General features: G+C 58.2%; 19 protein-coding genes. 6 read left to right on the forward strand and 13 right to left on the reverse strand.

Annotated features, from left to right (window positions below; genetic code table 11):
* Nucleotides 1-50 precede the first annotated feature (50 nt).
* The 7 genes from truA to leuC form a co-directional block, all read right to left on the reverse strand.
* Nucleotides 51-920 (reverse strand): tRNA pseudouridine(38-40) synthase TruA, encoded by an 870-nt coding sequence (truA, locus tag BMX80_RS14675; RefSeq protein ID WP_175474915.1) that lies wholly within the window; start codon nucleotides 918-920, stop codon nucleotides 51-53.
* 101 nt (nucleotides 921-1,021) lie between these two features.
* On the reverse strand, nucleotides 1,022-4,123 hold the full coding sequence (locus BMX80_RS14680) for a motility hub landmark protein FimV (protein ID WP_074869913.1): 3,102 nt from the start codon (nucleotides 4,121-4,123) through the stop codon (nucleotides 1,022-1,024).
* A 156-nt stretch (nucleotides 4,124-4,279) separates the two neighbouring features.
* Nucleotides 4,280-5,275 (reverse strand): Asd/ArgC dimerization domain-containing protein, encoded by a 996-nt coding sequence (locus BMX80_RS14685; RefSeq protein ID WP_074869916.1) that lies wholly within the window; start codon nucleotides 5,273-5,275, stop codon nucleotides 4,280-4,282.
* Between the two features lie 64 nt (nucleotides 5,276-5,339).
* Entirely contained in the window at nucleotides 5,340-6,452 is a 1,113-nt protein-coding gene (asd, locus tag BMX80_RS14690; protein ID WP_074869920.1) for an aspartate-semialdehyde dehydrogenase, read from the reverse strand.
* Nucleotides 6,453-6,506: 54 nt separating this feature from the next.
* On the reverse strand, nucleotides 6,507-7,589 hold the full coding sequence (gene leuB / locus BMX80_RS14695; protein ID WP_071870491.1) for a 3-isopropylmalate dehydrogenase: 1,083 nt from the start codon (nucleotides 7,587-7,589) through the stop codon (nucleotides 6,507-6,509).
* Between the two features lie 45 nt (nucleotides 7,590-7,634).
* A complete protein-coding gene (gene leuD / locus BMX80_RS14700; RefSeq protein WP_074869923.1) occupies nucleotides 7,635-8,282 on the reverse strand; it encodes a 3-isopropylmalate dehydratase small subunit in 648 nt (215 codons plus the stop codon).
* A 10-nt stretch (nucleotides 8,283-8,292) separates the two neighbouring features.
* The gene (gene leuC / locus BMX80_RS14705; RefSeq protein ID WP_071870493.1) at nucleotides 8,293-9,717 is read right to left on the reverse strand and encodes a 3-isopropylmalate dehydratase large subunit; all 1,425 of its coding nucleotides are present in this window, start codon (nucleotides 9,715-9,717) and stop codon (nucleotides 8,293-8,295) included.
* A gap of 172 nt (nucleotides 9,718-9,889) precedes the next feature.
* On the opposite strand from leuC, the gene BMX80_RS14710 reads away from it, so the two are divergent.
* From BMX80_RS14710 to BMX80_RS14725, 3 genes are all read left to right on the forward strand, one after another.
* Nucleotides 9,890-10,789, forward strand: coding sequence for a LysR family transcriptional regulator (locus tag BMX80_RS14710; protein WP_071870494.1), 900 nt, complete (start codon nucleotides 9,890-9,892; stop codon nucleotides 10,787-10,789).
* 71 nt (nucleotides 10,790-10,860) lie between these two features.
* Nucleotides 10,861-14,502: an EAL domain-containing protein gene (locus BMX80_RS14720; RefSeq protein ID WP_083394339.1), complete on the forward strand. Its 3,642-nt coding sequence runs from the start codon at nucleotides 10,861-10,863 to the stop codon at nucleotides 14,500-14,502.
* 109 nt (nucleotides 14,503-14,611) lie between these two features.
* A complete protein-coding gene (locus BMX80_RS14725) occupies nucleotides 14,612-16,006 on the forward strand; it encodes an adenylate/guanylate cyclase domain-containing protein (RefSeq protein ID WP_071870495.1) in 1,395 nt (464 codons plus the stop codon).
* Here BMX80_RS14725 and BMX80_RS14730 read toward each other — a convergent pair.
* The gene (locus BMX80_RS14730) at nucleotides 16,003-17,043 is read right to left on the reverse strand and encodes a glycosyltransferase family 4 protein (RefSeq protein ID WP_074869925.1); all 1,041 of its coding nucleotides are present in this window, start codon (nucleotides 17,041-17,043) and stop codon (nucleotides 16,003-16,005) included. The genes BMX80_RS14725 and BMX80_RS14730 overlap by 4 nt on opposite strands.
* Entirely contained in the window at nucleotides 17,043-17,855 is an 813-nt protein-coding gene (locus tag BMX80_RS14735) for a UDP-2,3-diacylglucosamine diphosphatase (protein WP_074869928.1), read from the reverse strand. The genes BMX80_RS14730 and BMX80_RS14735 overlap by 1 nt, the downstream gene beginning before the upstream one ends.
* A gap of 101 nt (nucleotides 17,856-17,956) precedes the next feature.
* Between BMX80_RS14735 and BMX80_RS14740 the strand changes: the two genes are divergently transcribed.
* Entirely contained in the window at nucleotides 17,957-18,709 is a 753-nt protein-coding gene (locus BMX80_RS14740; RefSeq protein WP_074869931.1) for an AraC family transcriptional regulator, read from the forward strand.
* A 96-nt stretch (nucleotides 18,710-18,805) separates the two neighbouring features.
* Nucleotides 18,806-19,648 carry a DMT family transporter gene (locus BMX80_RS14745; RefSeq protein WP_139214165.1) on the forward strand — a complete coding sequence of 281 codons (843 nt, stop codon included), beginning with the start codon at nucleotides 18,806-18,808 and terminating at the stop codon, nucleotides 19,646-19,648.
* A gap of 169 nt (nucleotides 19,649-19,817) precedes the next feature.
* Here the strand turns inward: BMX80_RS14745 and BMX80_RS14750 are convergent, their stop codons facing one another.
* Nucleotides 19,818-20,120 (reverse strand): Rdx family protein, encoded by a 303-nt coding sequence (locus BMX80_RS14750; RefSeq protein WP_235821654.1) that lies wholly within the window; start codon nucleotides 20,118-20,120, stop codon nucleotides 19,818-19,820.
* A gap of 86 nt (nucleotides 20,121-20,206) precedes the next feature.
* Here BMX80_RS14750 and BMX80_RS14755 point away from each other — a divergent pair, with 86 nt between their 5' ends.
* Nucleotides 20,207-22,423, forward strand: coding sequence for a patatin-like phospholipase family protein (locus BMX80_RS14755; RefSeq protein WP_083394340.1), 2,217 nt, complete (start codon nucleotides 20,207-20,209; stop codon nucleotides 22,421-22,423).
* Nucleotides 22,424-22,611: 188 nt separating this feature from the next.
* On the opposite strand, the gene BMX80_RS14760 is transcribed toward BMX80_RS14755, so the two are convergent.
* The 3 genes from BMX80_RS14760 to BMX80_RS14770 form a co-directional block, all read right to left on the reverse strand.
* Nucleotides 22,612-23,628 (reverse strand): DUF2804 domain-containing protein, encoded by a 1,017-nt coding sequence (locus tag BMX80_RS14760; RefSeq protein ID WP_074869938.1) that lies wholly within the window; start codon nucleotides 23,626-23,628, stop codon nucleotides 22,612-22,614.
* A gap of 96 nt (nucleotides 23,629-23,724) precedes the next feature.
* On the reverse strand, nucleotides 23,725-24,888 hold the full coding sequence (locus BMX80_RS14765) for a GGDEF domain-containing protein (RefSeq protein WP_074869941.1): 1,164 nt from the start codon (nucleotides 24,886-24,888) through the stop codon (nucleotides 23,725-23,727).
* The gene (locus BMX80_RS14770; RefSeq protein WP_074869944.1) at nucleotides 24,889-26,091 is read right to left on the reverse strand and encodes a GGDEF domain-containing protein; all 1,203 of its coding nucleotides are present in this window, start codon (nucleotides 26,089-26,091) and stop codon (nucleotides 24,889-24,891) included.
* Nucleotides 26,092-26,111 lie beyond the last annotated feature (20 nt).

Here is a 26,111-nt window from a genome sequence, read left to right on the forward strand (position 1 = left end):
CCTCGCCAAACAGCGCAAAGTCTAGCAAATCAGTTTATTAAGCAGCAGGCTCACGCGTTAAAGCGCGGCGGTAACTGCTCGTTAAGCCCGGTTAAAAAATGTGGGCCAAGATAACGCTCGGGCAAAGCAAAATGCGCGGGATAAGTGACATCGACTAAGTACAAACCGTACGGATGCGCCGTCACCCCGCCCTGACGGCGATCACGCGCGGCCAACACTTCATTGACCCAGCCTACCGGGCGCTCTCCCGCGCCAATGGCCATCAGCACACCGGCGATATTGCGCACCATGTGGTGTAAAAACGCATTGGCGCACACGTCGATCACAATGAAGCTACCGGCTTGCACCACCTGCAGGTGATGCAGCGTTTTGATCGGCGACTTGGCTTGGCACTGCACGGCACGGAACGAGCTGAAATCGTGGGTACCGACAAACGCTTGGCCGGCCTGCTGCATCCGCGCGACATCCAGCGGGCGGTAATTCCACGTTAACTCTTCGCCCATATGCGCTGGGCGAATCGGATCGCTGTAGATCACATAACGATAGCGCCGCGCCACCGCCGAAAAGCGCGCATGAAAATCCGCCGGCATCACTTTGGCCCAGCTAATGCTGATGTCTTTCGGCAAGTTGGCGTTGCCGCCCATGACCCAAGCCTTCAAGGGGCGCTCGACACGCGTATCAAAGTGCGCCACTTGCGCACTGGCATGCACGCCAGCATCAGTACGCCCGGCGCACATCACAGCGACAGGCTCGGCGGCCACTTGTGACAATGCTTCCTCTAGGGACTCTTGCACCGAGAGCACACCGCTCTCTTGGCGTTGCCAACCGTGATAGCGACTGCCTTTGTACTCAACACCCAAGGCAATCCGCGTTACGCCTTCGGCAGCCACTTCATCTGGCGCGGGGGAAAACTCGCTCAAACCATCACCCTCAACTCAGTTCGCCGCGCATCATACAGGGCTAGCGCATCTAAAAAGCACAAAGGCAGCCGAGGCTGCCTTTGTTTTACTACGACCGGCGCTTAGCCAAGCTTTTCCATGAGCTCTTTAGCTTCCTGCTGCTGGCCATCGTTACCCTCATTCATCACTTCGCTGAGGATATCGCGAGCGCCTTCACTATCACCCATATCGATGTAAGCGCGTGCCAAGTCCAACTTAGTGGCGGTTTCATCGGTGCCGGCGAGGAAGTCAAAGTCATCATCATCGGCGGTGGCCGCAGCGCTGGCCACTTCATCCACCAAAGTAGTTTCTTCAGGCGCTTCTGGTGCAGCGTCCAAGGCAGCCACAGGCTCTTCAGCAACATCCGCGGTAAAGTCATCTGCCAAGGAATCCAGATCACCAGACAGGTCATCCAAGTCTTTGCTGACTTCATCCAGCTGCGCGGCGAAATCATCGCCCGCTTCATCCAGATTCAGTGCCGGCGCTTCGTCATCCAGTGACAGATCAAAGTCGGCACCCAAGTCTGCACTTAGCTCATCTTCCAGCTCAGCACTGGTCTCGGCAGGCAGTTCCAGATCATCCAGCGACAGCTCAGCAGCCGCAGTTTCTGTTTGTACCGGAGCTTCGTCTTCCAAGCTCAGTGCAAAGTCAGCCAGCTCACCATCAGCCGCTTCGGCAGTCGCAGGTGTCTCATCCAGCGACAAATCGAAATCGCCATCTAACGACAGCTCATCACTGGCTTCAGTAGTGGCAGGTTCGTCGTCCAACGAGAAGCTGAAGTCATCTTCCAAGGCCGCTTCAGCAGCAGGCGCGGCAGCCGGTGCATCGGCCACTTCGTCATCCAGAGACAGGTCAAACGCAGCGTCTAAATCATCGGCTTCCGCCGTTTCGCTAGAACCCAAGTCAGCAGACAGATCATCCAGGCTCAGGTCGAAATCATCATCGGCTGCCTCTGCTTCAGCAGCAGGTGCAGGGTTATCTAGTGCATCAAGGCTGAAGTCTTCGTCCAGCGACAGCTCGTCCAAGCTATCACCGGCATCAGCCAGATCACTTTCCAGCTGAGTTTCTAGGTCATCCAAGCTCAGGTCGAAGCTGTCGTCCGCGCTTTCAGCCACTTCAGCAGCCGGCTCGGCGATATCGTCCAGCGACATGTCGTCCAAGCTGAAATTATCGTCAGCCAGTGCTGCGGCAGAAGCAGCCAGACCACCCGCCAGCGCGGCGTATTTGGCTTTCAGCTGATCAACTTGGGCTTGCGAACCACCGATATCGGCCAGCTCATTTTCTTGGCGAGCAAAGCCATCGGCATCACCCATCTCGCCGTAGACTTCCATCAGCTTCAAGCGCAGATCAGCGCGCTCTGGCTCTTGATCAATTGCGTTGTTCAATTGCTCAGCGGCCTGACTGAAGCGGCCATAAGCCATCAGCATGTCCACTTCGTGCAGTACATCGCCTTTGCCGTCAGCCGCTTGCGGCATGGCTTCATCGCTGGCGAAGTCATCGTCCTGACCTAGGTCTAAATCACCACCCAAGTCCAGGCTATCGTCGCCTGCGGCCAACTCTTGCTCTTGCAGGTTGGCTTCTTTCATCGCGTTGCGGCGTGAAATAGCCATCAAGCCCAGCAGCAGCACCAGCACACCGGAACCGCCAACCACACCCAACATCATCGGGTCAGCCAGCAGGTCATCGATAAAGCTGGTTTCTTGCGGAGCTACCGGCTGCGGTGCAGCAGGCTGTTGAACGGGCTTAGCCGGCTGAGGGGCCGGCTTGGGTGCTTCGACGACAGGCGCTGGCGCCGGCTCTACCGGCGCTGCGGGAGCAGGCGGAGTGGCCGCCTGCTCTACAGGTTTATCGGGGGCTGGCTCTTCGGTGTAGTTATAGTCCACCGTTTCAGCCGGTTTGGCAGCAGGGTCAGCCGCTGCCGGCTCGGTCGGAGCACTCGCTGCAGGCGCTGGTTCAGCCGGTTTGGTTACTTCGGGAGTCGCTTCTACCGGCGCGGCCTTGCCTTGCTCTGCCAGCTCAGCCTGCATTTTCGCCAACTGAGCATCTTTGAGCTTGATCAGGCGCTGCAGTTTTTCCAGCTGCGAATCCAAATCTTTAAGACGATCTTTCAGCTCGGTGTTTTCGCGGCGGCTGGAATCTAAGGTTTCCTGAGTCACCGCCAGCTTGTTTTGCAGTGCCGCATTACCGGCAGCGGCAGCCTTGTCAGAACCTTGTGCTTTACCTTCTTGGCCAGACACTAAGCTCAGACGATCTTTCTTGTCGCTGGTAGCTGGTGCAGCGCCTGCGGTATCGCGACGTGTTGCATCCAACTGACGGGCACTGCTGGCAGCCACCGAGCGGCCTTCTTTCCACGCTTTGTTGTGCTCTGCCACCACAGCAATAGCTTCATCGCTGGTGCGGCTCTTAGCCTGTTCAGCCGAGGGCAGACGCAGCACTTGGCCGCTCTTCAGACGGTTGATATTGCCGTCAATGAAGGCACTGGTATTGAGGTCGTAAATCGCCAACATGGTTTGATGCACGCTGGCACCGGCGGGACGAGCGCGCAGGGCGATTTCCCACAGGGTGTCATTTTTGCTGGAGGTATATTGGCCATCCAGCTTACCCGCCGAAGCAACCGGTGCAGTTGCCGCAGCAGGCGCAGCGGCCTGAACTGGCGCAGGACGCGCTACCGGCGCAGCGCTGACGGGTGCTTGCGGAGCACGCGCAATCGGTTGTGGCGCCGGACGCACTACCGCAGGCGCAGCAGCAACAGGCGCAGTCGCGGTGATGGTCGGAGTTGGTGCATACAGTGGCGGATCAAGCAGCACAGTGTATTCACGCAGCAGGCGACCGTTGGGCCACAGCACTTCCATCAGGAAGTTCAAGTACGGCTCACGCACCGGCTGTGACGAGGTCACACGGATCACGCTCTTACCGTTGGCATTCACCACCGGGGTGAATTTAAGACCGGTCAGGAAGTAAGCGCGATCAACGCCTGCCTTGCTGAAATCTTCCGGTGAGCCCAGGCTCGGAATGACCTCGCTCTGATTGAGGTCTTTAACTTCGACCAGCTCAATTTCTGCATTCAGCGGCTGATTAAGCCCAGACTTGAGAGTGATCTCCCCTAAGCCCAAGGCATGTGCTGTGCCTGAAGACAAAGCGGTTGCCGCTGCGACTGCCAGTGCCAGTTTACGAAGCCGAACCATAACGTGATCCCTTATTTTTTCTACTTTTCTTGGCGTGTAATGCTTACTTCCACGCGGCTCATGCAGCAGGGTCAAATGCGCAAAAACCGACCGCCCCCTAAGGCTGGAGCGACTCCAAACCTAGAATACTTCTTCACATTACGAAGTAAGTATCTTTTATAGAAGGTGTTTTATCAAAGTCAAAGTCTGTTGCACAGCGTCATAGGCCACACCGCGGCGAACATTATCGGAAACAATCCAAAAATTGAGGTGTCGATCACTTCCCGACACACCGCTGACACGGCCGACGAACAGGTCATCCTGCCCTGCCGATTCGGTGACTGCCGTGGGCCAACCCTCTTCTTGTTCATCCAACAATTCCACCCCAGCCTGCCCCGCCCACAACGCTTGTGCAGCCTCGGCCGTGACTGGTCTTGCCGTTTGTAAAACCACCTGCAAGCCGTGACCAAAAAACACCGGCGCGAGCAAAGCACGAACGCTGACCACCGCCTGCTCCAGCCCAGCAAAGCCCTGCAACTCAGCTTGGCTCTGCTGCTCCAAGTGTAGCGGCTGATTATTTTGTAGCCCGGCGTAACCCGGCAGCACGTTAAACGCCAATTGCTTACTACCAAAGCGCTTGGGGCCGGCACCCCGAGCATTCAGCAGACTAGTGGTTTGCGCCGCCAGCTCACGCACACCGCCCTGCCCAGCCTCGGAAACCGCTAACAGCGCAGTGACATGCACCTGCTCGATACCGTAGTCAGCCAGCAGCGGCTGTAGCACCGGGCGTAGCAGGTTCGTCACGCTTTGGCTTTGCCGATAAATACCGGGGCCACGCACAGCACAATCCACCACGCCAGTCGCGCTGTACTCAGCACTCCAGCAACCGGTTAAGTCCAGCACACGCACCTGCGCCGCCGACAAAATCGCGCACAACGCTGGCGCCAAGGGCTGATCGGCGGCAAGCAGGACGATCTCCGCACCGGCTATTCGCTCAGCACTGATCTCTTGCACACGCAGGTTGCGCTCGCCATAACTGGCGACAGCGGCTTCATCCACGCCGTCATCCAGCGCTACCAAGTGCTCAAACGGCACCTCGGCGCTTAACAGCATATCCAGTACAGCCTCGCCAACCAGACTGGTTGCACCCACCAAAGCTACGCTATGTGCCATGACGACTCCTAAAAAAACAAAGGCCGGGAATCTACCCAGCCTCTGTTGTGGACTCAAGCGCTGATTAACGCTCCAGCAAGATTCGCAGCATGCGGCGCAGCGGTTCGGCTGCGCCCCACAACAGCTGGTCACCCACAGTGAAGGCGCCCAAGTATTGCGAACCCATGTTGAGCTTACGCAAGCGACCCACCGGCACTTCCAGCTTGCCGGTCACGGCGGCCGGGGTCAGCTCGCGCATGCTCGCTTCACGGCTGTTGGGTACTAGCTTAGCCCATGGGTTGTGCTGACTGATCAGACCTTCGATATCGGCCATCGGCACGTCTTTGTTCAGCTTGATGGTCAGTGCTTGGCTGTGGCAGCGCATGGCACCGATGCGCACGCACAGACCGTCGATCAAGATCGGCTGCTTGCGCAGACCGAGAATCTTGTTGGTCTCGGCTTGGCCTTTCCATTCTTCACGGCTTTGGCCGTTGGGCAGTTCTTTGTCGATCCACGGGATTAGGCTGCCGGCCAGCGGCACGCCGAAGTTATCCACCGGGAAGCTGTCGCCACGGATGGTCTCGGCGACTTTGCGGTCGATATCCAAAATCGCGCTGGCCGGATTGGCCAAGTCATCGGCCACTGCGCCATGCACGGTGCCCATTTGCTTGATCAGCTCGCGCATGTTTTGTGCGCCAGCGCCGGAAGCGGCCTGATAAGTCATGGCACTCATCCACTCGACCATGCCGGCCTCGAACAAGCCGCCCAAGGCCATCAGCATCAGGCTTACGGTGCAGTTACCACCGATGTAGTCCTTCACGCCATCCACCAGCGCTTGGTCGATCACCTTGCGGTTAACCGGATCCAGCACGATCACGGCATTGTCTTGCATACGCAGCGCCGAGGCGGCGTCGATCCAGTAGCCGTCCCAGCCAGCTTCGCGCAGCTTGGGGTAGATCTCGTTGGTGTAGTCGCCGCCCTGGCAGGTGAGAATCACCTCCATGGCTTTGAGTTCATCAATGCTGTAGGCGTCTTTCAGCGGTGCAACGCTTTTGCCAATCGCCGGGGCTTCGCCGCCTGCGTTGGATGTGGAGAAAAACACCGGCTCGATCAGATCGAAGTCTTTTTCTTCGAGCATGCGTTGCATCAGCACGGAACCGACCATGCCACGCCAACCGATTAGACCTACTCGCTTCATGTCACTACACCTTGCATAAAAGGCCGGCATACACCGGCCGGGAAACCCCTAAGACTACAGACTTGCCAACGCGGCGACTACTGCATCACCCATGGCGGCGGTGCCTACCTTAGTGCAACCGGGCGAGAAAATATCGCCGGTGCGCAGGCCTTGGTCGAGCACTTTGCTCACCGCTTGTTCAATCGCATCGGCGGCGGCGCTTTGGTTAAACGTGTAACGCAGCATCATGGACACCGACAGGATGGTCGCCAGCGGATTGGCGATACCTTGGCCGGCGATATCCGGCGCGCTGCCGTGGCAGGGCTCGTACATGCCTTTGTTGTTGGCATCCAACGAGGCCGACGGCAGCATGCCGATGGAGCCAGTGAGCATCGACGCTTCATCCGACAGAATGTCGCCAAACATGTTGTCGGTGACCATCACGTCGAACTGCTTCGGTGCGCGCACCAGCTGCATGGCGGCGTTATCCACGTACATGTGGCTCAGCTCGACCTCGGGGTAATCCTTAGCCACTTCCTCAACCACTTCGCGCCACAGCTGGCTGGAGGCCAACACGTTGGCTTTATCCACCGAGCAGAGCTTTTTGTTACGCACCATGGCCATGTCGAAACCGACACGGGCGATACGGCGGATTTCGCTTTCGCTGTACGGCAGGGTGTCATAGGCCTGACGCTCGCCGTTTTCCAGCACACGTTGCTCGCGCGGCTGACCGAAGTAAATGCCGCCGGTCAATTCGCGCACGATCAGAATATCCAACCCAGCGACCACTTCTGGCTTGAGGCTCGAAGCCTCGGCCAATTGCGGGTAGAGAATCGCTGGACGCAGGTTGCCGAACAGACCCAGCTGGGCACGAATTTTCAGCAGGCCACGCTCAGGGCGAATATCACGCTCGATCTTGTCCCACTTCGGGCCACCTACTGCACCGAGCAACACAGCATCGGCGGCCTTAGCGCGCTCTAAAGTTTCGTCAGCCAGCGGTACGCCGTGCTTATCGATAGCAGCGCCGCCGATCACGTCTTCAACCAGCTCAAAACCCAGCTGGAACTTATCATTGGCCAAGTTCAGCACCTTGACCGCTTCAGCCATGATTTCTGGGCCGATGCCGTCACCGGGCAGAATCAGAATTTGTTTGCTCATGGTATTCCTCGTTAACCACAAGGCGGCCGCGCCGCCTTGGCAAAATTATTTAATCGCGCCGAACAGCCATGGGCTGGCGACTTGGTGCTTAGCCTCAAACGCCTTAATCGCTTCGGCGTCTTGCAAGGTCAAGCCGATGTCGTCCAAACCGTTGAGCAGGCAGTGCTTACGGAAGGCGTCCACCTCGAAGCTGAACTGGGTGCCGTCTGGACAGGTGACGGTTTGCGCCTGCAAATCAACGGTCAGCTGATAGCCTTCGCTGGCTTCGCACTGGGCAAACAGTACGTCCATCTCTTCATCCTTCAGCACGATCGGCAGCAAGCCGTTCTTAAAGCTGTTATTGAAGAAGATGTCGGCAAAGCTCGGCGCGATCACAGCACGGAAGCCGTATTCATCCAACGCCCATGGCGCGTGCTCGCGGGATGAACCGCAGCCGAAGTTCTCCCGCGCCAACAGCACGCTGGCACCGCTGTAGCGCGGAAAGTTGAGCACGAAGTCGTGATTCACCGGACGACCGGCGCAGTCTTGATTGGGCTGACCGATATCCAAATAACGCCACTCATCAAACAAGTTAGGGCCAAAGCCGGTGCGTTTGATGGACTTCAAAAACTGCTTAGGAATGATCTGGTCGGTATCGACATTGGCGCGATCCAACGGGCAAACCAAGCCGGTATGACTAACAAAAGGTTTCATGCTCGGCTCCTTAGTTCAGCATTTCACGCACATCAACGAAGTGACCTGCCACCGCAGCGGCTGCCGCCATCGCTGGGCTCACCAAGTGGGTACGCCCACCGGCGCCTTGCCGGCCTTCGAAGTTACGGTTGGAGGTCGACGCGCAGTGCTCGCCGTTTTCCAAGCGATCTGGGTTCATCGCCAAGCACATCGAGCAACCTGGCTCGCGCCATTCGAAGCCAGCTTCGGTAAAGATTTTGTCCAGCCCTTCTTGCTCGGCTTGCGCTTTCACCAAGCCCGAACCCGGCACCACCAGCGCTTGCTTAACCGTGGCGGCTACCTTGCGGCCTTTGGCCACTTCGGCGGCGGCGCGTAAGTCTTCGATCCGCGAGTTGGTGCACGAGCCGATAAACACGCGATCCAGCTTAATCGAGGTGATCGGCTGGTTGGCAGCCAAGCCCATGTACTTCAGGGCACGCTCAATAGAGCCACGCTTAACCGCGTCTTTCTCCGCGGCTGGGTCTGGCACGTTTTGATCCACGGCCAGCACCATCTCCGGCGAGGTGCCCCAGCTGACTTGCGGCTTGATATCTTCGGCTTTCAGCTCGACCACTTTGTCGAAGTGAGCGTCGTCGTCAGACACTAAGCCCTGCCACTGCGCCACGGCCTTGTCCCAATCGGCGCCTTGCGGTGCGAACGGACGACCTTGCACGTAAGCGATGGTTTTCTCGTCTACCGCCACCACGCCGACACGCGCACCGGCTTCGATGGCCATGTTGCACAGGGTCATGCGGCCTTCCATCGACAAGTCGCGGATCGCGCTACCGGCGAACTCCAGCGCATGGCCGTTACCGCCAGCGGTGCCGATCTTGCCGATAATCGCCAGCACGATGTCTTTAGCCGTCACGCCTTTGCCCAAGGTGCCTTCAACGGCCACCTTGAGGTTTTTCATCTTTTTTGCCACCAAGCACTGGGTGGCTAGCACATGCTCGACTTCGGAAGTGCCGATACCGTGCGCCAGCGCGCCAAAGGCGCCGTGGGTGGAGGTGTGCGAGTCGCCGCACACGACGGTCATGCCCGGCAAGGTGGCGCCCTGCTCGGGGCCCACCACATGCACGATGCCCTGCCGGGTATCGTTCATTTTGAATTCGAGGATGCCGAAGTCGTCGCAGTTTTCGTCCAAGGTTTTCACTTGTAGACGCGACACTTCGTCAACGATGGCCTCTAGGCCGCCCTGACGCTCGGCCTTGGTCGTCGGCACGTTGTGATCGGGGGTAGCGATGTTGGCGTCGATGCGCCACGGCTTACGCCCAGCCAGACGCAGACCTTCAAAGGCTTGTGGCGAGGTCACTTCGTGGAGGATCTGGCGATCGATATAAATCAAGGACGAGCCGTCGTCGCGACGCTTGACCTCGTGCATATCCCAGAGCTTGTCGTAGAGGGTTTTGCCGGCCATGGGGTGTTTTCCTCATCAGTACTTTTATCGTGGCGCTTGTGGCGCAGGTGAAATGCTACGGCCGGGCCTGCAATAAAACAAATTCATATTTTTTATCTTGGCGATTCCAAACAGGAATACACTAACAGCGCACACTTGCCCCTCGTACCCTGCGCCAACGCCGGAACCCGCTATGGACTTAGCCAACCTCAACGCTTTTGTCGCGATTGCCGAAACCGGCAGTTTTTCTTTGGCCGCCGAGCAGCTGTTCGTCACCCAGCCAGCTATCAGCAAGCGCTTGGCGAACCTCGAACAACAGCTTAACGCGCGCTTGTTCGACCGCATTGGCCGCGAAGTCAGCCTCACCGAAGCCGGCCGCGCGCTACTGCCGCGCGCCTACCGGATTCTCGCCGAGCTGGCCGACAGCCGCCGCGCGCTGGCCAATTTAAGTGGCAGCGTCAGCGGCCGTCTGAGCCTAGCGACCAGCCACCACATCGGCCTACACCGCCTGCCGCCGGTGCTGCGCGAATTCACCCGCAGCCACCCGGAAGTGGCACTGGATATTCGCTTTGTCGACTCCGAAGTGGCCTATACCGATGTCCTGCAAGGGCAAGTGGAGCTAGGCGTAATCACCCTCGCCCCGCAGCCGCGCCCCAGCATTCACAGCCAATGCATCTGGCATGACCCGCTGGCCTTCTTTGCCGGGCTGGATCACCCACTCACTCAGCTGCGCGCCCCCAGCTTGGCGGACGTTGCCCAACACCCAGCAGTGTTCCCGGCAGGCAATACCTTTACTCACCAGATCACTCGTGAGCTGTTCCAACAACATGGCCTGACCCCACAGGTGGCCATGAGCACCAATTACCTAGAAACCATCAAAATGCTGGTGTCCATTGGCTTGGCTTGGAGCGTGTTGCCGCAGAGCTTATTGGACGAGCAAGTCTGCGCCTTGCCGGTGCAGAAGGTTGCCTTGAGCCGTCAACTGGGGTTTATTTGCCATCGTGAACGCACGCTATCCAATGCAGCACAAGCCTTTATCGACTGCCTACAAGGCCATGCCAGTGGCTTGCCAGAGGCGCAAATCAGGGTCTAACGTAAATGGGTGAATGACACGCGTGCGCGCATACTTTTTGATGTAACGAAGTTGCCAGCCCTGAGCCCTGAATGCCCAACACCCCACCTCGCCCTGCACCGCTGTTTGCCCCGGCCCCGTTGTCGCAGTCGCCTTATTTCAACCGGCACAAACTCTACGAAACCTTGACTGCACAAGGTATTGCGCTGTGCTTGTGGAATCTCGACACGCTGGAAGCCCGCTGGTCGGATGGTGCGCACCAGCTGTTGGACATCGAGCCCTACGAACTGCCGGGCAATGCGTCGGCTTATCTCAACTTAGTGCATCCGGAGGATCGCGCTGCGCTAAGCCATGTGTTGCAACAATGGGCTACCAGCAGCCAAGGCTCGCGGGAAGTGCAACATCGGCATATCGACCGCCAAGGGCACGTGCGCTGGATTAGCTTAAGCGGCGAGCTGTTTCAGCATGAAGATGGCACGCGCACCATCATGGCGGTTATGCGTGAAGTCAGCCAACGCCGCGAGCGACAGCAAGCCTTAGAAGGCCTTGAGCGTCAGCTCGACATGCTATTGAGCACCAGCCTTGAAGCGCTGCTGATATACGAGCGCGCCAGCGGGCGGATCCGTTACGGCAATCCCCGTTTTTGCGAGCTATTCAACTGGGCGCAAAACACCCTGCAACGCTACACCGTGCAGCAACTGAACTGGCTGCCCGAAGCCCTGCTCAAGCGCATTGAAAATGAGCCGGGACTGCTAGAAGAAACCACCCTACTCGACCCACACAAACAGCAATTGTCTGGCTTACTGCATACCCGGCAGCTCAAGCAAGAAGAGCACACGTTAGTGTTTGTCGGCTTCTATGACTTAACTCGCCTGCATCAAACCGAGGCGCAACTGCGCAACAGCGAAGCCAAGTTCATCAGCAGCTTTCATAACTCCCCTAACGCCTGCTCAATCAGCGATTTAGCCAGCGGCCGCTTTATCGAAGTCAACATCAATTTCGCCCACCTCTTGGGCTATGACGTGAATGCCATTCGCGGCAAAACTTCGCTAGAGCTAGGTATCTGGGCCCAACCGGAGCAGCGCACCGAACTCGTGCAGCTGCTAAAGAAGCAGCCACGGCTTAGAGGCAACTGTGTGCACCTACGCCGCAAGGACGGCAGTGTTGGCGAATACCGTCTACATGCCGATCGCGTGCAGCTACAAGGCCGCGACAGCCTGTGCCTCACCTTATTTGACTTAAGCAACGAACATCATCAACAAGACGCCCTGCGCGAAAGCCAAGAGCGCCTTAACTTAGCGTTGACGGCCGCGCAGCTGGGCACCTGGGAAAGCGACATCAACAAGCGCTGGCTGCTCGGTGACAGCTTGACCTGTCGCCTGCATGGGCTAGAAGACGAGCGCTACGACAACAGCCTCAGCGAATACCTCAAGCTGGTTCACCCCAAAGACAAAGAACATATCTATAAAGCGCTGGATGCGGTGATCAATGGCAGCCGTGAGCAGTACAACGCCACTTACCGGGTGATCTACCCCAACGGCGAGCGGCGTTATTTGGAAAGCGTTGCCCAGCTACAAACTGATGCCCACGGCAACCCGCTCAAGCTGATCGGCGTACTGCGCGATGTCACCCAACAGATCCTCGACCAGCAACGCTTAAAGAGCTCTGAAGAGCGCTTTGCCAGCTTATTTCAGGTGTCTCCCGCGCCGGTTTCCCTCTCCCGCATTCGCGATGGACGGCTGATCGATGTCAACCTGCGCTTTCTGGAAACCTTCGGCTTTAAACGCGACACTTTGCTCAACACCCCAGTCGAGGAGCTGCACTTCTGGGCCAATCTTGAGGCGCGGCAAATCGCCTTCGAGAAGCTTAAACAAGACGGCCAACTGGAAAACTACCCCTGCGAATTTCTGCATGCCGACGGGCACAAGGTTTTCTGCGAGGTATCGACGCGCTTTCTCACTGTCGATGGGCAAACGTGCATCCTCTCCACCTTCCACAACACCACCCACACCCAAGCCGCCGAGCGTGCACTGCGTGCTTCGCAGGCTAAATTCGCCCAAGCGTTTCACTCCAGCCCCGACTCCATCACCATCACTGAGATCAGCACCGGGCGCTACATCGAAGTTAACGAAGGCTTCAGCCAATTCACCGGCTGGAGCATGGAAGAAGCCATTGGCCACACCGCTAATGACCTAAAGATTTGGGCCAATCCAGACGACCGCGAAGAGCTGATCAGCATGCTCAAACGCGATGGCAAAATTCAGGACCACGAGTTCATGGGCCGGCATAAAAACGGCGAACTATTGCCGGTACTGCTGTCCGTCACCCCGATTGAGCTGGAAGGCAAACAATGCCTGCTGATGACCTCACGCGATCTGCGCAAACAAAAGCAGGCCGAAGAACGCATTCAGCACTTGGCCTATCACGATGCCCTGACCGGCTTGCCCAACCGCGCCTTGCTGCTCGATCGCCTTGAGCAGCAACTGCTGATTTTGGAGCGACAAAAACTCAGTGGCGCGCTGATGTTCATGGATTTAGACCACTTCAAGCACATCAATGACTCCCTCGGCCACGCCTGCGGCGACGCCGTCCTGCAGGAAGTTGCGCAACGCTTAAGTAAACAACTGCGCGGCGAAGACACCATCGCGCGCTTAGGTGGCGACGAGTTCGTCATCTTGCTGTTTGGTCTGCAAGGCGAACGTGACGAGGTGCGCCAGCATGTGACACAGATCGCCGAGAAAATTCGCCGCAGTGTCGCCGAACCCATGCTGATCGACAGCCACAACCTGCAAATCACCCCTAGCATCGGCATTGCTTTAATCCCCGACCACGGCAACAGCGCCGAGCGCTTGCTGATGCACGCCGACTTGGCGCTGTACAAAGCCAAAGACGCAGGGCGCAATACCGCACAAGTGTTCAAGCGCAGCTTGCAGCAAGCGGCCAACAAGCGCCTGCAGCTCGAAGGCGAACTGCGCCAGGCACTGAGCAGCCAGCAGTTTCAGCTGCATTACCAACCACAGGTCGCGCTGCCCAGTCGCCAAGCCACCGGTGCCGAAGCCCTGCTGCGCTGGTATCACCCCGAGCGCGGCCCGCAATCGCCGGCCGATTTCATTCATATCTTGGAAGAAACCGGGCTGATCATCGAGGTCGGCAACTGGGTAATTCAACAAGCCTGCACCCTGCTGGCTAAACTGCTCGCGCAAGGGCTGATCGATGCTGAGCGTTTTACCTTGGCGGTCAATATCAGCCCACGGCAGTTCCGCCATGCGCAGTTTGTCGAACACGTCGAATACGCCTTAGCCACCAGTGGTATCGATGGCCGCTTGCTCAAGCTGGAAATCACTGAAGGCATCGTCATCAGCGACTTCGATGACACCGTCGCCAAAATGCGGCAGCTCAAGCAGCACGGTGTCGGCTTTGCCATCGACGACTTTGGCACCGGGTATTCATCACTGACTTACTTAAAGCGCATGCCCGTCGACGTGCTGAAAATCGACCAATCGTTTGTGCGCGATTGCACCCAAGACCTCAACGACGCCGGCATCATTCAGGCGATTATCGCCATGGCCCACAGCCTTAATTTGCAGCTGATTGCCGAGGGTGTAGAAGACGACGCGCAGCAGCGTTTTCTGCTCGACAATGCATGTCGCCGTGCGCAGGGCTACTTTTACAGTAAGCCGCTAAACGAGGCCGATTTCCTGCGCTGGCTGGCAGAGCAAAAAGCCAAGGCATGACGGTTGTTCATCTTCAGGCCAGCATTTTTCATCGCCTAGCCCGTGTCAGGCGCGCTTTTTGCCTGTATGTTTAGCCCTTTTACTTTTGACCCGAGGAGCCTTACGGCCCATGAGTGCAGCCACTAGCGCACGCTCGACGTCCACCACCGCCGCCACCTTAGCCCTGCGTGAATACTACTCACGCACCTTGGCCTACCTTGCCGCAGCGGCCACCCTTGCCTCGGGGATATACATCCACTACTTCAGCTACGACCTGCTGTGGATGGTGCCCTATGCACTGATCTACCCACACGTGGTGCAGCATGGTACTCAGCGTTTCCGCCATACCCACCCCGAAGAGCGCCAGCAAATCTTGCTGTTTCTCGACGCTCTGCATGCCGGCGGCGCGGCGGTGCTGTTTGGCTTCTCGGTGGTGCCGCTGATTATGTTGCTGCTGATGCTGTCGTTCAGCTCACTGGTGGCTGGCGGCATGCGCTACTTAGGCTTAAGCCTGCTGGTGTTTGTGTTTGGCGGCTTAGTCGGCAGCTTGATCATGCCGGTACAGATTCTCGACGCCACACCAATTGTGGTGGCTTTAGTCTCTGGGCTTGCCACCACTGTGTATGTCGGCATTACCGCCAACTTTGTGCATCAGCAAGGCCAGCGACTGGCGGAAATCCGCGCGCAGATGCAACGCGAGCAAGAAAAAGCCGCCCGCCAAGCCAACAGCTTGGCCAAATACCTGTCGCCACAAGTGTGGGAATCGATCTTCTCTGGCAAAAAAAGCACCAAGCTGGAAACCCAGCGCAAGAAGCTCACGGTGTTTTTCTCCGACATCAAAGGCTTTACCGAGCTGTCGGAAGAAATGGAAGCCGAAGCACTGACCGACCTGCTCAACAATTACTTAAACGACATGTCGAAGATCGCCCTGAAGTACGGCGGCACCATCGACAAGTTTATTGGCGATGCGGTGATGGTGTTCTTTGGCGACCCCAGCACCCAAGGGGCGAAAAAAGACGCCGTGGCAGCTGTTTCGATGGCCATCGCTATGCGCAAGCACATGAAAGTGTTACGTCAGCAGTGGCGTGCGCAAGGCATCACCAAGCCGCTGGAAATCCGCATGGGGGTTAACACCGGCTATTGCACGGTGGGCAACTTCGGCGCGGAAAGCCGCATGGACTACACCATCATCGGCCGTGAAGTGAACCTCGCCAGCCGCCTAGAAAGCAACGCCGAGGCCGGTGAGATTCTCATCTCGCACGAAACCTACTCGATGATCAAAGACGTGGTCATGTGCCGCGACAAAGGCCAGATCAACGTCAAAGGCTTCTCCCGCCCGGTGCAGATCTACCAAGTGGTCGACTTCCGCCGCGACTTAGGCGCCAGCTCCAGTTATCTGGAGCATGAGCTGCCGGGCTTCTCGATGTATCTGGACATGACCAGCATCCAGAACTACGACAAAGCCAAAGTGATGGAAGCCCTGCGCCAAGCGGCGGAAAAACTGCGCGACAAGGTGATCGTTTAAGCCGCCGGCGTTAATGCCTGCGGCGGCAAAGCCACCCAGTCCGCTTTTAAGGTCGGCCAAGCCGCTACGCACTCTTGCGCCGAACGCTGCCAGCTAAACGCCTGCGCCGCCTGCACGCAGGCTTGCCGGTCCAGCGTTAGGGCGCGCAAGCAAGCCTGTTGCAAATCCTCATCCATGACCCCGCACGCAGGGTTTAACACATCCAACGGTCCCGGCACCGGGAATGCTGCCACCGGCGTACCGCACGCCAAGGCCTCAAGCATCACCAAGCCAAAGGTATCGGTGCGCGAAGGGAACACCAGCACGCTGGCGGCTTGATACTCCTTGGCCAACTCCGCGCCATGTCGATAACCGACAAACTCAACCTCGGTAAACGCTGCTTCTAGGCGCGCACGCTCGGGGCCATCGCCCACCACACGCTTGCTGCCCGGCAAGGCCAAGGATAAAAACGCCTCAAGGTTTTTCTCTGCGGCTAAACGTCCGACATACACAAAGCGCGGCGTATCGGCTGACGACTGCGGCACGGGCGGCGCGGTAAAGTGGCTGAGGTCTACGCCTTTGCGCCACAGCTTAAGATTCACTAAACCATAGCCTTGCAGCACCTCGAGCATGCGCTGAGTGCTCACCTGCACGGCACTGCTGCCGTGATGAAAAGCGCGCAGATAGGCATAGCCCCAATGCAGCGGAATCCACGGCCAGCGCTGATGGATGTACTCAGGAAACCGCGTGTGCACCGCGCTACTAAAGCGATAGCCACGGCGGCGCAGATACGCCCGTGCGGCCCAGCCCAGCGGCCCTTCGGTGGCCAAATGCACGGCATCGGGGGCGAACTGGCGAATCATCCGTGGCACGCGCCAAACATTCCACGCCAAGCGAATTTCCCCATACCCCGGACAAGGCAAGGTGCGAAATAACCCCGGATGAATCACCAACACCTGATGCCCTTGGCGCTCCAACTCGCGCTGCAACTGGCGCATGCACGTCACCACGCCGTTTACCTGCGGCATCCAGGCATCGCTCACCAGTAACAAGCGCATTAGCAATCCTCCAGCACGGCCAGCGGCTTGTTGATCGCATGCTGCTCGGGCTCATGCATGCGATACAGCTCAATCGCGCCATCCCAGTGTTCGATCAAGGCCGTGCACGACTCCACCCAGTCACCACAGTTGTGGTACGTCACAGCGCCGATCTGGCGAATCTCCGCATGGTGAATATGCCCGCACACCACGCCATCGAAGCCACGTTTTTCGCAGTCGTGGGCGATGGCCTGCTCGAAGTCGCTGATAAAATTCACCGCGCCTTTGACCTTGTGCTTGAGGTAGGCCGACAGCGACCAGTAGCCGTAACCCCAGCGCTCGCGCCAATGGTTAAGCCAACGATTGAGCACTAAGGTCAGCTCGTAGGCCGAGTCGCCCAAGAACGCCAACCAGCGGTGGTAGCGGGTGATCACATCGAACTGATCACCATGAATCACCAGCAACTTGCGTCCATCGGCGGTGATATGCGCGTACTCATCGACCAGTTGGATATTGCCGAGCATCAAGGCGCCATAGCGACGCAGAAACTCGTCGTGGTTGCCGGTGACATACACCACCTCAGTGCCGCGCTTACTGAGGGTCAGAATGCGGCGGATCACATTGGTGTGTGCCTGCGGCCAATAGACCCCGCTTCTCAGCTTCCAGCCATCAATGATGTCGCCCACCAGATACAAACGATCGGGCTGGTAGGTTTTCAGAAACTGCGCCAGATAGTCTGCTTTGCAGCCCCGAGTGCCCAAGTGCACATCTGAAATCCACACCGTTTTAACGCGCTGCTTACCATCGCCAGAAAAATCTTCTGCGTGGGTCATGGCCGATCTCCGCTGTTTTTTGCCATGCTTAAGGCAGCAGATGACGCCAACATGACCAGCTGGCGATCATTCGATGACAGCCGACCACTCGTGACAGGCCCATGCCGATACTCAGCCAGCGCCATTACCAACAGGAAGTGATCAATCACAGCCACGACCATCACCAAGTGGTGATCGGGCTTACTGGCGCGCTGGACTTTGCCATGCAGGGGCAAGCGCGCTGCGTGCAGGCGGCGCAGCTGATGTTTGTGCCGGAGCACACCGTGCATGCCTGCCACAGCCAGGCCGGCAGCCAATGTTTGGTGGTCGACCTGCCCGCTGGGCCGTGGCTCAGTGCGCAACTGGGCAGCGACGCCAGCAGCCAACTGATCGAGCAACTGGCCCTGCAACCGCAGCGCCAGCTAACGTTAGCGCAGAGCCAACTCTGCCAGTGGTTAAGCCAACACGCGGTGGCCGAAACCGCACAGGCCGAGCACGGCACGGCCTTATTGATGGCCCAACTGCTGAACACCCCACCCTTACGGCAAAGCCTGCCGCTGGCTGAGCTAAGCCGGTTTATTGATCAGCACCTTGCCGAACCGCTCAGCGTGGCGGACTTAGCCAAGCGCTGCCATTTAAGCCCAGCGCAGCTGAATCGGCGCTTTCTCCAAGAGCTTGGCCTAACGCCCATGCAATTCGTGCGGCAACGGCGTCTACAACAAGCCGTGCTGTGGTTACGCCACAGTCGCTGGCCAATCAGCCTGATCGCCAGCAAGCTGGGCTACCAGTCTGACAGCGCATTTAGCGCCGCCGTACGCGCAGCCACAGGTTCCACCCCCAGCCAGTTACGCCAAGCCAGCCAACTCAGCGAATGAGTGTTTAGCGCTAGGCTTTGCGCGTTTCACGACACTGCCAGCAGCGCCATGCGCCTACACTGGAGGCCATTTCCATAAGGCTTTCGCATGCTGCAATTGAATCGCCGCCAAGCACTGATTGGCTTACATATTGGCGCCATTACCTTCGGTTTGGCGGGCATCTTCGGCAAACTGGCGCTGGCCGGCCCCGTGCTGATTGTGTTTGGCCGCGCATTGATTGCGCTGCTCTGCCTGCTGCCGCTGGTGCGTCGTCCGTGGCCAGCGCAGTGGCAAGAGCTGCGTGTGCCGCTGCTTGGCGGCGTGTTGTTGGGCCTGCACTGGCTGAGCTTCTTTCAGGCCGTCAAAGTGGCGGGGGTGGGCTTAGCGACACTGGGCTTTGCCAGCTTCCCGGCGTTTACCTTAGTGCTGGAAAGCTTGTTATTTCGCGAACAGATCCGCCGCAGCGAATGGCTGGTGCTGCTGTTGGTCAGCAGCGGGCTGGTGCTGGTCACCCCGACCTTTTCTTTACAAGCCGACAGCACGGTGGGCTTGTTATGGGGCGTATTCTCCGGGCTGACCTTTGCCTTATTAAGCCTCGCCAACCGGCAAACCCCGGCTAGCTTGTCGCCCATGCAGGCGGCGTGGTGGCAGAACCTGTTTATTGTGCTGATGCTCGCCGGCTGGGCTGTGCCCGAGTTACCCAGTGTAACGGCGCTAGACTGGCTATGGCTGGCAGCGTTGGGCTTGTTGTGCACCGCCTACCCACACACCGTTTTAGTGGCCAGCGTGCGCGTGCTCAAAGCCCGCGATGCAGCGCTGATTTTTGCCCTAGAGCCTGTCTATGCGCTGCTGTTTGCTTGGTGGCTGTTTAGCGAAACACCGAGCTTAAGCATGCTCGGCGGTGCTGGGCTTATCTTGCTGGCCATCGCCTTAAGCAGCCGACCAAGCGCCAAGCACTAAAAGCACTCATCCAGAGCGCCCCTTATGGAAACGCTGAGTTAATCGGCGAACGATTCAAGCACAAGGCGCACGGAGCGGAGCAAATGAGACATACCGCGCGTGGTAGGCGAACTTGCGAGCACCGCGCAACGCAGTGATTGGATCGTGCAGGCATTAAATCAGCGTTTCCCTAGCGGTCGTTATGGCCGAGGTTGCGCTCAGGATCGATGACATCGCGCACGCGCTGCTTGAGCACTTTGGCCTCAGGAAAGCCGCCATCGGCCTTGCGCTCCCAAATCAGTTGCTCATCACAGGTGATGCTAAACACCCCGCCCCGCGCGGGAATTAACGCCACCTCGGCCAGATCATCGGCAAAGGTGCTTAATAGCTCCTGCGCCAGCCAGGCAGAGCGCAGCAGCCATTGGCACTGACAACAATAGGTAATGCGGATAACCGGCTTATGCGCCACGGTGGTCACCAAAAAGGCTTGCAAGGTTCTCTATAATACGCGCGCCCTCGCTGCGGGCTGTTGCCCTTTTGGCCAGCCCCGCAGCCTGCGTTTTGCTTTTGGAGAACCCCATGACCGCCGCCCTATTCACCCGCCTGCAATCTGTTTGGCTGCGTTTCGCCGCCGTCTTGCTGGCGTGTGGCCTCAGCTTGCTGCCGTCTGCGCACGCTAACGAGCACAAGCTCGGCTTGGTGTTATCCGGCGGCGCGGCGCGCGGTTTAGCGCATATCGGCGTGCTCAAAGCGCTGGAGGAACAAGGCGTGCGCATTCACGCCATTGCCGGCACCAGCATGGGCGCCGTGGTGGGTGGTTTGTATGCCGCCGGCTACAGCGCCGCCGAGCTAGAAACTTTAGCCATTGAGCTGAACTGGGCGCAGGTGCTGTCTGACCAACCGCCACGGCGCAGCGTGCCGTACCGGCGCAAGCAGGACGACCGCGATTTCTTAAGCAAACTGCGCTTTCCGTTCCGCGCCGATGGCACCTTGGGTTTGCCGCTGGGGGTGATTCAGGGCCAGAACCTCGACTTAGTGCTGCAAAGCCTGCTACTGCATGTACCCAATACGCAGAGCTTCGACAAGCTGCCGATCCCCTTCCGTGCGGTGGCTACCAACATTGCCACCGGCGAAATGGTGGTGTTTAAACAGGGCAGCCTGCCGGCGGCGATTCGCGCCAGCATGTCGATTCCCGCCGCCTTTGCCCCACTAGAACTGAACGGCCGGCTGCTGGTGGACGGCGGCATGGTGAATAACATCCCCGTTGATGTGGCCCGCGCCATGGGCGTGGATGCGGTGATTGCCGTGGATATCGGATCGCCCTTGGCCAAGACCGATGAACTGGGCAGCGTGCTGGATGTGATGAACCAATCCATCACCCTGATGACACGCAAAAACGCCGAAGCGCAAATCGCCACCCTGCAGCCGGAGCGCGATGTACTGCTGACCCCGGCGCTCAATGGCATGGCCTCGGTGGACTTCAGCCAAGCACGCTTTGCCATGCGCGCCGGGTACTTAGCCGCACAAGGCGCCAGTGCGCAAATCGCCGCGCGTTTTGCCAGTGGGCAAGCGTTACCTGTGGTGGAGCGCCAAGAGCGCCGGCCGATTATTCACGCCATCCGCATCATCAATAACTCGCCGATCAGCGACGCGGTGATCCGCAGCCACATTGATCAACCGCTGAACGAGCCGCTGAACTTGCACGGCCTGCAAGGCGATATGGCCACCCTGTATGGCTTGGAATACTTCGACCAGATCCACTACCGCGTCGAAAAAGGCCCCGAGGGCAATGTGCTGGTCCTCGAAGCCAAAGCCCGCCGCGCTGGCATTCATTATTTAAACCCCGGCATCAGCTTGGCCGACGACTTTGACGGCGGCAGCAGCTACACCTTAGGCGCCAGCTTTCGCTTAAACGGCATTAATGATTTGGGCGGCGAATGGTTAACCCGGCTGCGCTTAGGCGATCGCCGCGAGCTGTATAGCGAGCTGTATCAACCGCTGGATTACGGCTCACGCTACTTTGTGGCGCCGTATGTGCACTTCGACAGCCGCAATATCGACATTCTTGAAGAGCTAGACCCAGTCGCCGAGTACAAGGTCAACAAATACGCCACTGGGCTGAATGTAGGCCGACAAATCAGCAATAACGGCGAAATTCGCTTCGGCGTCGGCCAAGAATGGGGCGACGCGCGGGTACGTGTGGGCCTGCCCGAATTCCCCAGTATCGACTTCGATCAGGGCTACTACGACCTGCGCTACTCGTTCGATAGCGTCGACAGCGTCGACTTCCCCAGCTCTGGCCAAGAGCTGGCCTTGCACGCCCGTCAGTACGATCAAAGTTTGGGCGCCAGAGAGCGCTATCGGCAGTGGCTGATTGAAGCCAACGTACCGTGGGCCATCACCGATCGCACCACCGTGCTGTTCGGTGGTAAATACGGCCGCTCACTGGACGATCAGCCCGCCGCGCTGAGTGACTTCCATCTGGGCGGCTTGGCCGAGCTTTCCGGTTTTCAGCCCGAGGCTCTGTCGGCACAGAACATCAGCCTAGCGCGTGCGGTGGTGTACCGCCGGTTAGGCGAGCGCAGCTTTTTGCCGCTGGATTTCCCCGTGTATGTCGGCGGTTCGCTGGAAGTGGGCCGCGCTTGGTACAACGAGCAAGACAACGACACCGGCTATATTCAGGCCGGCAGCGTGTTCTTGGGCTTCGTCACGCCCTTCGGCCCTCTGATCATGGGCATGGGTGCCAACGATGAAAATCAGCGGGCGCTGTATATGTCGCTGGGCCGGCCTTTCTAAGGAAACACTGATTTCATGCCTGCAAGACACAATCACTGCGTTGTGCACTGCTCGCAACCTCATCTACCAGACGGTATGCCTCGGTTGCTGTGCTCCGTACGCCTTGTGCTTGAGTCTTTCGACGATTAAATCAGCGCTTCTCTAAGCGAGCGCCGCCTCACTCGGCGCTCGCTTAGGCCATTCGTTGACTACCACTTGGCGTACTGGTCCTCGACAAAGCCCCAGAACTCTTTGAGTTGCACGGGCTTACCGTCTTTGGGGGTTAACACGCCATTAAAGCGGCCAAAGATCTGTTTGAAGCGGCTAGCCACCAGCAAGGCATTAACCTGCTCGCCATGCATGCCGGCGGGGGTAAAACTCAGCTCCACTTGGCCATCGGCCGAATGCACGCGCCATGGCTTAAGCACGTCATCTTGGTCAAACTCGAAAAAGCAGCCATCCACCTTATGCAGCTGGCCATCCAGCCAATAGCAGTTCTCGGTGATGCTGGTTTCATTGACCCCGCACGACAGGTTAAAGCCCACTGCCACTCCATCGGCCAGGCCGGAAGTACACGCCCAGTTCCACCAGGTTTCGCGGCGCATAAAACCGGCCGACCAATCGTGATGGGCATAGGCGCCAATGGCGGCCAAATCAAAGTCCCCCAGCGCCGAACTCACCTGCCCTTCGCACGGCACACCGGCGACCTTCTGCGCGTATACCCAGCCATTAACCGCCGCACGGGTGCAGATGCACATGGGGTTGAACTGGTGCTGCTCTTCACTAAACCAAGCATCCATACGCGTGCCGTCGGCTAGTTCGACCAATAAACGCTTGCGGCGCCCGGCGCTGTGGTTTTCTAAGCGCATGCGCACGCCAGCGGCGGCGATTTCACACACGCCGTTATCCGGCACCTTAGAAAACCGGCTGGCCAGCCCTAACGGCAGTTTTAAGCGCTTCTCGATGCGCTTACCGGTGCTGGGTTGGTAGAGGTAGAAAAAACCCACGGTGGACCAACGCAAATCAGCCAGCGCACAGCCACCAATTAATTGATCGCTGATCACGCCAAAGTATTGAAACTGATGAAACGCCCACTTCTTACGCCACGCTGCGCGGCGCTTGCCCATGGGCGAGCGGTAATCGAAATCAAGAAAATTCACCCGACTCGGCGGATGCGGCAGCACGCCCAGCTGCGGGCGGCCGTTATGAATTAGCGGTTGTGACATGGTGAGGTCTGCTCTTATACCGAGGCTTTTTCGGCAAATTAGCACACCTGAGACAGAGCGCCCTTGGCCCTTGCGGCCAAGGGTTTGCGCTTGCGGTCAAATACGCTGTAACTGATTACGCCCGCTGTCTTTGGCGCGGTACAAGGCACGATCGGCCTGCGCTAACAGAGCCTGAGCGCCGTCTTGCGGTTTTTCGTGCTGGCGACTGGCCAACCCCACCGAAATGGTCACCAGCTGACTGGTCACCGACAGCGCATGAGAAATCCCTAAGCCTCTCACCCCTTCCACCACCAGCGAGCCTAAACGCTGCGCGTCGGCAGGCTCGGTGTCGTACAACAGCACGGCAAACTCTTCGCCCCCCACCCGCGCGGCCATATCCAGCGGGCGGCGCGCCGCTTCTTGCAACACTTCAGCAATGCGCTGCAGCACTAAGTCGCCAGCGGCATGACCGTAGTGGTCGTTGTAGCTTTTGAAATGATCCACATCGCAAAGCAGCACACTCAAACCCCGGCCATCGCGTTCGGCTTGTTGCCACAGCGTTTCTAAGTGGGCATCGAAGCTGCGCCGGTTACTCAGCCCGGTCAGGGCATCTTGCTCGGCCAGTTCACGATTAAGGCGCAAGGTTAGAAATTGCTCACGGGTTTTGTATTCCAGTAGGTAACAACCCACTGCACCGATCACATTACCCGACAGCAAAAACAGCAAGTTGGCCAATAACATGCCCATCGGCAGGCCAGCCCAGACCTCAAAGGCGGTAAAGCCCAATAAGGTGACCGCAGCGCACAGTAAGGCTTCGTTCAGGCGCAAACCGGCTAAGAAAAAGCCGGCCATACACACCAGCAGCAGGCCTTCATAGGGGTAATGGATATCGCGCGAGTGCCCCAAACCCACCACGGCCGAAGCGCCTAAGCCCACCAACACCAACGACAGCATGGTCATCGGTGTCAGCAGTAACAAATCGCGCCCACGCCAGAGCAAATACCCCAAGCCCAACATAGGCACAGCGACCAACACACGTACCACCAGCATGGGAATAAAGAGCTCAGACGGCGCCATTAACCAATCGCTAACGCCAAACAGCAGCCACAGGCACAAACCCACCAACAAGCTGGTGCGCAGCAACTTGACGTTGATGTGGCGCTGCTGATCGCGAAACTCATCTTCCAGCGTGGCGGTAAAGCGTAAGTTGCCAAAGCCAGCCAGCAGTTGCCGCGCATAGGCCGACTCACCTTCGGCGGGCTTTTTACTGACAATCTCCACTCAGCGCCCCTCCGCAGCAGATACCACACGATTACGCCCGGCATGTTTGGCGGCATAGAGCACTTCATCGGTGCGCTGATACAGGCGGGTAAAGTTGTCATCCCGCGCGCTCAAGGCCACACCCACACTCATGGTCACCACCTGCCGGCCCGGCAAGCCGGGGTGCTGCAAAGCCAGTCCCTCAACTCGTGCGCGCAATTGTTCGGCTTGGGCCAATAGTTCATCCGCGCTGGTGTCGTACACCGCTACGGCAAACTCTTCGCCGCCCAAGCGCGCGGCCAAGTCTTGCGGGCGGCGCGTGCCATCGCTTAGGGCTTGCGCTACCAGTTTGAGCACTTGGTCGCCGGCCTCATGACCGCAACTGTCGTTATAAGCTTTGAAGTGATCGATATCGAACAAACAGAAGCCCACCAACACATGATTACTCTGCGCCTGCTGCAACCACTCGCGCACCATAAACTCGAGGCTGCGGCGGTTATGTAGCCCGGTAAGGCTGTCGCGCTCGGCAAGAAAATTCAACAAATGACGGTTTAAAAATTGCTCACGCTGGGTGTAATCATGCAGATAACGGCCACAGGCACACACCAACACCGCCAGCAGCAGGTAAAAACTATTGAGTTGAAAGGCCGGTAAAAAATCACTGCCGGCCATCAGCAAGCCAATCGCCATGCTGCCAACCACCAGCAGCAAAGCCATCAGCAAAGACTTTTGAAAGGTCATGCCCAGCGGAAAGAACACCGCAATCACCATCAGAATCAAGCCACTGAGCGAGTAGCGAAAGCCCAGTTCGCCATACCAGAGGTTAATCACCACGATGGACCACGCGCCGAGCAAGATAATCAGCGGCGTCAGTTGCAGTGATAAGTATTCCAACCGCGTCACCAGCAGCACCGGCACACAGGCGGCGAGCCCAGCAAAGACCAACCAGCGCCCGTAGAAAATCCAGTACAGCTCGCTGGGCCAGACTTCCATCACCAGCAAAGTCCGCAGGCGCCAGAAGTCCGACAGGACAAACATGCCCCAAATGGTCAGGGCCAGCAGAATGGCAATGCGCCGCTGACGCACGGCGGCAGCGGCTAAGTATTGGCGATAAAGTTTTTCCAGACGTGGCTGAAAACGCAGCAACGAGAACCCCGCCTGCAACTGCTGGGCAAAGGGGTTATCGGACATGTCACCTAACAGCTCGTGGTATCGGGTCAGCATCGCCAATCCTGCAACGGATA

This window comes from Atopomonas hussainii (assembly GCF_900109735.1).
Classification (GTDB): domain Bacteria; phylum Pseudomonadota; class Gammaproteobacteria; order Pseudomonadales; family Pseudomonadaceae; genus Atopomonas; species Atopomonas hussainii.